At 58.8% G+C, this 1,093-nt stretch carries 1 rRNA gene; it reads right to left on the bottom strand.

Annotated elements, in window-relative coordinates:
* Positions 1 to 1,093, bottom strand: a 23S ribosomal RNA gene (locus ACA361_RS42265); the annotation flags it as partial.

Genomic DNA, 1,093 nt, shown 5'->3' with positions numbered 1-1,093 from the left:
TTGGGGGCCTTACCCCCGCCGAAACGGGGAGGGAGAACTCATCTTGAGGAAGGCTTCCCGCTTAGATGCTTTCAGCGGTTATCCCGACCGAACGTAGCCAACCAGCCGTGCCCCTGGCGGGACAACTGGCACACCAGAGGTCCGTCCGTCCCGGTCCTCTCGTACTAGGGACAGACCCTCTCAATTCTCCTACGCGCGCAGCGGATAGGGACCGAACTGTCTCGCGACGTTCTAAACCCAGCTCGCGTGCCGCTTTAATGGGCGAACAGCCCAACCCTTGGGACCTACTCCAGCCCCAGGATGCGACGAGCCGACATCGAGGTGCCAAACCATCCCGTCGATATGGACTCTTGGGGAAGATCAGCCTGTTATCCCCGGGGTACCTTTTAGCCGTTGAGCGACACCGCTTCCACACGCCGGTGCCGGATCACTAGGCCCTGCTTTCGCACCTGCTCGACATGTCTGTCTCACAGTCAAGCTCCCTTGTGCCCTTGCACTCACCACCTGATTGCCAACCAGGCTGAGGGAACCTTTGGGCGCCTCCGTTACTCTTTGGGAGGCAACCGCCCCAGTTAAACTACCCACCAGGCACTGTCCCCCACCCGGATCCACGGGTGCGGGTTAGACGCTCAAAACGACCAGAGTGGTATTTCACCAACGACTCCACCAACACTAGCGTGCCGGCTTCACAGTCTCCCACCTATCCTACACAAGACGCTCCAAACGCCAATGCCAAGCTATAGTGAAGGTCCCGGGGTCTTTCCGTCCTGCTGCGCGAAACGAGCATCTTTACTCGTACTGCAATTTCACCGGGCCTGTGGTTGAGACAGCGGGGAAGTCGTTACGCCATTCGTGCAGGTCGGAACTTACCCGACAAGGAATTTCGCTACCTTAGGATGGTTATAGTTACCACCGCCGTTTACCGGCGCTTAGATTCTCAGCTTCGCCACCCGAAGGCGACTAACCGGTCCTCTTAACGTTCCGGCACCGGGCAGGCGTCAGTCCGTATACAGCGTCTTACGACTTCGCACGGACCTGTGTTTTTAGTAAACAGTCGCTTCCCCCTGGCCTCTGCGACCACCCCCAGCTCCGG

The organism is Actinomadura sp. 21ATH (genome assembly GCF_041951345.1).
In the GTDB taxonomy this organism is placed as follows: Bacteria; Actinomycetota; Actinomycetes; order Streptosporangiales; family Streptosporangiaceae; genus Spirillospora.
Note: the sequence above shows the minus strand (reverse complement) of the source record. Positions and strands in the feature narration are given on the sequence as shown.